The sequence below is a fragment of the Micromonospora sp. HK10 genome (assembly GCF_000982955.1).
Classification (GTDB): domain Bacteria; phylum Actinomycetota; class Actinomycetes; order Mycobacteriales; family Micromonosporaceae; genus Micromonospora.
Map to the genome: position 1 here is coordinate 165,969 of NZ_KQ058828.1, position 6,791 is coordinate 172,759.

Sequence of the window (6,791 nt, forward strand, 5' to 3'; positions counted from 1 at the left end):
GATGGCACTTCAGGTAGGGGTGAACGTCACCGAGGTCGACGGACGGGCCAGCCCCGCGCTGGCGGCCGCGCCCACCTCCGTCGGCGCGTTCGTCGGGCGTACCCGCCGGGGCGTGCCCGACCAGGCCGTCCGGGTCAGCAGCCTGGACCAGTTCACCGCCCGCTTCGGCGGCCACCACGCCGACGGGTACCTGCCGCACGCGGTCACCGGGTTCTTCCTCAACGGCGGCCGCGAGGCGTACGTGGTGCGGGTCGCCGGCGCCGGCAGCCAGGCCGCCCGGGCCACCCTCAACGACCGGCAGGGCACCCCGGCCGCCAGCCTGCGGGTCAGCGCCGGCTACCGGGGCGTGGCCGACCCGGGCGTCTGGGCGCACGCGCTGCGGCTCGACGTCCGCGACGATCCCCGGGCCGTCACCACCGTCGGGGCCGCCGCGACCGCCGCCGCCACCACCGTGCAGCTCGCCTCGCTGGCCGGCGTCGAGGTCGGCACGGTGCTGCGGATCGCCTCCACCACCACGCTGCTGCGAGTGGTCACGGCCGTCGACCGGGCCACCCGTACGGTCACCCTGGGCGCCGCCACCGGTGAGGCGGTGGCCGCCGGAGTGGCCGTCAGCAGCGCCGAGTTCCGCCTCGTCGTCCGGCAGCAGGATCCCGCCACCGGCGCGTTCCCGGTCGTCGAGACCTGGTCGAACCTGTCCATGCAGGCCGGCTCCGCCGACTACGTGTCGGACCGGCTCAACCACCCGGTCACCGGCTCCCGCTACGTCACGGTCGCGGACCTGAGCAGCGCCGCGCCCGGCGTCGACCTGCCCGCCGTGGTCAGCGGCGTCGCGCTCACCGGCGGCAGCGAGACCGCCGCCGGGGCCGGCGACCTGGTCGGCGACGCCGCCGCGCACACCGGCCTGCACGCGCTGGACACCGCCGCCGTCCAACTGCTGGCGGTACCCGACGCGCACCTGCTCCCGGCGGTGGGCGAGGCGCTGGTGGTGCGGGGCGCGCTGGACTACGTCGCCGGGCGCGGCGACTGCGTGTACGTCGGCTCGGCCCCGGACCGGGGCCACCCGGCCGGCACGGTCCCCCGCTCCGCCGCGGACTACACCGAGACCGTCGCGCACTACACCCAGGCGGTCAAGGAGTACGCGGCCCAGTTCCAGGGCGCGAAGGTCTACGGGGCGCTGTACGCGCCGTGGGTCCAGGTCGCCGATCCCGCCGGGGTGGGGCCGGCGCCGGTGCGGTTCGTCCCGCCCGAGGGGCACGTGATGGGTGTCTACGCCCGCACCGAGCAGGAGCGCGGCATCCACAAGGCACCGGCCGGGGACGCCGCCGCCGTACGCGGCGCGCTGTCGCTGGCCGCCGCGTTCAGCGCCGGGGAGCACGACGACCTGGTCCGCAACGGGCGTACCAACGGGCTGCTGTCACCCGGCGGCCGGACGCCGGTGGTGGCCGGCTCCCGGACGCTTTCCACCGACACCCGCTGGCAGTACGTCAACGTCCGGCTGCTGTTCAACTTCGTCAAGTCCTCGCTGCGCGACGGGCTGCGCTTCGTGCGGCAGGAGCCGCACACCGAGGCGCTGCGCCGGATGGTCCGGTTCAACGTGATCACCCCGTTCCTGCTGGGCCTGTGGCAGCAGGGCGCCTTCGGCTCCGACCCGGCCGAGCAGGTCTTCACCGTCAAGTGCGACGCGGAGAACAACCCGCCCGCCGACGTGGACCTCGGGCTGTTCCGGGTGGAGGTCTATTTCTACCCGGTCCGCCCGGCCGAGACCGTGCACCTCATCGTCGGCCAGCAGCCCGGCGGCGGCACCGCCGCCGAAGCCTAGGAGTAGCTGATGACCATCAACCTCGGCGTGACCGTCGTGGAGGTCGACGGCAAGTCGTCCCCCGCGATCGTCTCCGCGCCCACCTCGACCGCAGGGTTCCTCGTCCGCAGCGCCCGCGGCGCGCCCGACCGGGCGGTCCGGGTCCGCGGCTTCGGCGACTTCGTGTCCACCTTCGGCGGCTACACCGCCGACGCGTTCGGCGCGTACGCGGTCCGGGGCTTCTTCGACAACGGCGGCGCGGACGCGTACGTGGTGCGGGTCGTCGGCGCGGGCGCCGCGTCGTCCACGGTGGTGGTGAACGACCAGGCCGGCACCCCGGTGCCGACGTTGCGGCTGCGGGCCGGCGCGCGGGGCGTTGCCGAGCCGGGCGGCTGGGGCGACGCGCTGAGCGTGGCCGTCGAGCCGCACCCGCTCGGTGTCGCCTCGGTGCCCGCCCAGGTGGTCGGCGGCACCGCCGAGCCGTTCGCGCTGACCGACGGGGCCACCGCCCAGTTCACGGTCACCACCCGGGGCGTGGACCAGGTCGGCACCGTCACCTTCCACGCCGCCGACTTCGCCACCATCGGCGCGGCGTCGGCGCAGGAGGTGGCCGCGGCGATCAACCGGCAGACCACGGCGGTCCGGGCCGCGGTCACCCCGGACGGCACCGTCGCGGTCGCCGCGGTCACCACCGACCCCCGGGTCTGGGCCCGGCTCGCGGTGGCCGCACCGGCCGCGCTCGGCTTCACCGGCGGCAACGCCAACAGCGACGGCTCCCTGGCGGCGGGTCGGACGGTGGCGGCGCTGTCGTCGGCGAGCGGCTTCCGGATCGGCTCGGCGGTGCGCTTCGCGGTACGCGGGCACGCGATCGGCACCGCCGCGGTGGCCGCCACGGTCGCCGACGGCGCGGGCCTGCTGGTCACCACCGACGGCGGGCCCGGGGAGACGATCGTCTTCCACAACGCCGACTTCGCCAACCCGGCGGCGGTCACCGTGGCCGAGGTCGTCGCGGCGATCAACCGGCAGGCCGTCGCGTTCAGCGCCGAGGTGACCCACAACAACCGGCTGGCGCTGCTGTCGAACCGGGACGGGGCGGGCTCCACGATCGCGCTGGCCGCGCCGGGCGGCGGCACCGACGCGCGCACCGCGCTGGGGCTGGCCGCCGCCACCCCGGTCGCCGGTTCGCAGACGTTCCGGCAGCTCACCGCCGCGTCCGAGACGTACCGGCTGATCGGGTGGGGGTCGAGCCCGGCGTTCCCGGCGCTGCCGGCCGCCGCGGTGCGGGTCTCGACCGTCGAGTTCGACCTGGTGGTGCGCCGCGACGGCGCCGAGGTGGAACGCTTCGGCCCGGTCAGCATGGTCGACAACCACGACTCGTACGTGGAGGCGGTGGTCAACGACCCCCGGGGCGGCTCGGCGTACCTGGTCGTCACCGACCTGGACAGCGCCTCCGGCGTCGGCCTGGACGCCCCCGCCCCGGGCGTGTACCCGCTCACCGGGGGCGACGACGGGGCCGACCCGGCGGACACCGCCTACCTGGGCGACCCGGCCCAGCGCACCGGCCTGGAGGCGTTCAACGAGGTGGCGATCCAGCTGCTGGCCTGCCCGGAGTCCACCTCGATCGGGGTGGCCGCCGGGGCGATCGGCTACTGCGAGCGGCGCGGCGACGCGATGTTCGTCGGCGCGGTGCCGTACGGCTTCGACCGCGAGGGCGCCAAGGCGTACGCGGCGGGGCTGCGCGGCCGGAAGGTGTTCGGCGCGCTGTACGGGCCATGGATCCAGGTGGTCAACCCCGACGTGGCCACGGCGGCGGCGCAGCCGCTGGTGTGGATCCCGCCGGTCGGGCAGGTGCTCGGCACGTACGCGCGCATCGCCGACGCCCGGGGCGTGTGGAAGGCGCCCGCCGGGGACGAGGCGCGCCTGTCCGACGCCCTCGGCGTGGAGTACGACATGACCGACGCCGACCACACCGACCTGGTCCGCAACGGCGGGGTCAACGGCATCCGGGCGCTGCCCGGCGCGGGCATCGTCGTCGACGCGTCCCGGACGCTCTCCACCGACACCCGCTGGCTGTTCGTCAACGTCCGCCGCTTGTTCAACTTCGTCAAGTCCTCGCTGCGCGACGGCCTCACCTGGGTGGCGCAGGAGCCGCACGACGAGGCGCTGCGCCGGATGGTGCGGTTCAACGTGGTCACCCCGTTCCTGCTGGGCCTGTGGCGGCAGGGCGCATTCGGCTCCGACCCGGCCGAGCAGGTCTTCACGGTCAAGTGCGACGCCGAGAACAACGCGCCGGCGGACGTGGCGAACGGGGTCTTCACCCTCGAGGTCTATTTCTATCCGGCCAAACCGGCCGAGGCGATCCTCATCGTCGTCGGCCAGCAGGACAGCGGCGCGACCGCGACCGACGGCTGATCAGCGGCACACGGGAAAGGCGAGACAGATGGCAGAGCTGACGTTCCAGGAGTCGTACCGAACGCACGGCTTCCTGGTGGAGATCGAGGGCACCCAGTGCCCCGTCACCAAGGTCACCGGGTTGAACGAGGGCATGACCGAGACGATCGAGCAGCCCGACGGCGGCTCCCCCACGGTGCACAAGATCTCCAGCGGCATCATCAAGTTCGACACGCTGGTCATCGAGCGCAACATGGACGGCAGCCGGTTCGACGGCTTCTTCAAGGACTGGTTCGCCGAGATGTTCCAGCTCAACGGGAACACCAACACCTCGTCGGTGCGGCGCAACGGCGCGGTGATCAAGCTGGAGAACGGCCAGGAGGTGCTCCGGTTCGCCTTCTACGGCGCCTGGGTGAAGTCCTCCAAGCTGTCCGATCTGGAGGCGGGCAGCTCCGGGCTGTTCAAGCAGACCCTGGAGCTGGAGCACGAGGGCCTGGAGCGTGTCTCGTGACGATGACCGAGATCGAGGTCCGGCCCCGCCGGCCCCGCGAGCACGAGGTACGGCTGCCCGTCGGCCACCTCGACCTGGACGGGCGGCTGCACCGTACCGCCCTGCTGCGCAAGATGACCGGGCACGAGGAGGCGCTGCTCGCCGACCGCAAGCTGCGCGCCAACGGCGGCAAGATGGTCACCGAGCTGCTCAACGGCTGTGTGCGCGGCATCGGCGAGATCAGCCAGGTGAACCGCTCGGTGATCGGCGCGCTGACCTCACCGGACCGCAACTTCCTGCTGCTGGAGCTGCGCAAGCTCACCTTCGGCACCGAGCTGGAGGCGCACTACACCTGCCCGTCGTGCCGGGAGACCACCGTGGTGGTGGAGGACCTGGACACCTTCCCGGTGCGCCACAGCGACGGGCTGGGGATCCCGGAGATCGTGGTGGAGCTGGAGGACGGCTTCGAGGACCGGGCCAAGGACGCCTGGTACGACGTGCTGCGCTTCCGCCTGCCGGTCGGTGCCGACGAGGAGCGGGTGTCGCTGGTCGCCCGGGACAACGCGGCCAAGGGCACCAACGCGCTGCTGGCCCGCTGCCTGGTCAGCGTCAGCGGCGACGGGGAGGAGATGCCCGACAACCGCCGCGAGGCGCTCGGCACGAAGATCCTGTCCGACCTGACGATGAGCGACCGGGGCCGGATCGAGCGGGCGTTCCGCGACGAGATGCCCGGCGTCGACCTCAGCCGCGAGTTCGACTGCGGCACCTGCGGCCGGCCGATGCGCACCTCGTTGGACCTGACCAGTTTTTTTACCCCGAGCTGACCGACGCCGACCGGCTCCGGCAGGAGGTCTTCGCGCTCGGCTACCACCTGCACTGGAGCTGGTCGGAGGCGATGGGACTGGAGATCGACGAGCGGCGGGCGTACGTGCGGCTGCTGGCCGACGTGCTCGCCGAGCAGAAGGCCGAGATGGACCGGGCGAAGGCCCAGTCGCGGCACTGACGGGGCGACGCAGACCAGGAAAGGACGGTGAACCGCGGTGGACGGGGTGCTGCCCATCTCGCTGTCGCTGAGCGACAACAGTGCCCGCCTGATCGGCGCGTACGTGCGCAGCGGCCTGGTCGACGTGGTCCGCCCGCCGCTGGACCGGATCGAGACGGCCCTGCTGGCGCTGCAGGACGGGCTGCGGATGTTGAGCATCGACGTGGTCGACGTGTTCAACGGCGTCGCCGACCGGCGGCTCAAGGTCCAGATCATGAACGAGGCGCTGCTCGACCACATCGAGGCCACCCGGTGGGCGGTGGCCTACCTCAGTTACAACAAGTTCCTCGAACTGCTCGACCACATCGCCTACATGCGCTGGCTGGACGGGCGCTCGCACCTGCACCTGCACCAGATCATCGAAGGGCTGGCCCGGATCGAGAGCCTGGTGGCGGCCTTCGCCACCGAGGTCAGCGGGATCGGTTCGGTGATCATCGGGCTGCTCCAGGCGATCCTGGACAAGCTCAACCAGGGCATCGGGCTGACCGGGACGATCCAGATCGTCGTGACCGGCGCCGATCCGCTGGCGAACATCGACCTGTTGAAGCTGCTGGGGCTGATCGGCCTGCTGGCGCTGGGCCTGGCGGTCATCGTGGCGTTCCTGTTCGGGGTGAGCGCGGCGCTGGCCACCTTCGGCGCGGGGGCACTGAAGGCGGCCGCCGCGGTGGTGCTGCTGGCGGCCGGGCTGATCCCGTTGATCAACGCGCTGGCCAAGTTCAGCCTCGGCGAGATGCTGATGATCGCGGCGGGTTTCGCGGCCATCGCGCTCTTCGTGGCCGCGCTGGGCAAGGCGTTCCAGCAGTTCACCACGGATCTGGAGAAGGTGGTCCCGCAGCTCAACTCGTTCTTCGAGGCGATCGCGAAGCTGATGGGCACGCTGTCGAAGTTCGACGTCGGCGAAATGATCACCATCGCCGCCGGGTTCGCCGCCATCGCCGGCTTCGTCGCCCTGCTCGGCAAGGCCTTCCAGCAGTTCACCACCGACCTGGAGAAGGTGATCCCGCACCTCAACACCTTCTTCGACTCCATCGCCAAACTCATGACCACCCTGTCGAAGTTCGACGTCGGCG

At 72.4% G+C, this 6,791-nt stretch carries 5 protein-coding genes; all 5 read left to right on the forward strand.

Annotated features, from left to right (window positions below; all coding sequences use genetic code 11):
- Position 1 precedes the first annotated feature (1 nt).
- Entirely contained in the window at positions 2 to 1,819 is a 1,818-nt protein-coding gene (locus LQ51_RS16215) for a phage tail sheath family protein (protein ID WP_082159461.1), read from the forward strand.
- Between the two features lie 9 nt (positions 1,820 to 1,828).
- Entirely contained in the window at positions 1,829 to 4,210 is a 2,382-nt protein-coding gene (locus LQ51_RS16220) for a phage tail sheath family protein (RefSeq protein ID WP_046566631.1), read from the forward strand.
- A 28-nt stretch (positions 4,211 to 4,238) separates the two neighbouring features.
- The gene (locus tag LQ51_RS16225) at positions 4,239 to 4,700 is read left to right on the forward strand and encodes a phage tail protein (RefSeq protein WP_046566633.1); all 462 of its coding nucleotides are present in this window, start codon (positions 4,239 to 4,241) and stop codon (positions 4,698 to 4,700) included.
- Positions 4,697 to 5,503: a T4 family baseplate hub assembly chaperone gene (locus LQ51_RS16230; RefSeq protein WP_156313109.1), complete on the forward strand. Its 807-nt coding sequence runs from the start codon at positions 4,697 to 4,699 to the stop codon at positions 5,501 to 5,503. Before LQ51_RS16225 ends, LQ51_RS16230 begins: the two co-directional genes overlap by 4 nt.
- A 216-nt stretch (positions 5,504 to 5,719) precedes the next feature.
- Positions 5,720 to 6,791 (forward strand): hypothetical protein (locus LQ51_RS16235; protein WP_046566637.1); only part of this gene is annotated, 1,072 nt, incomplete at its 3' end.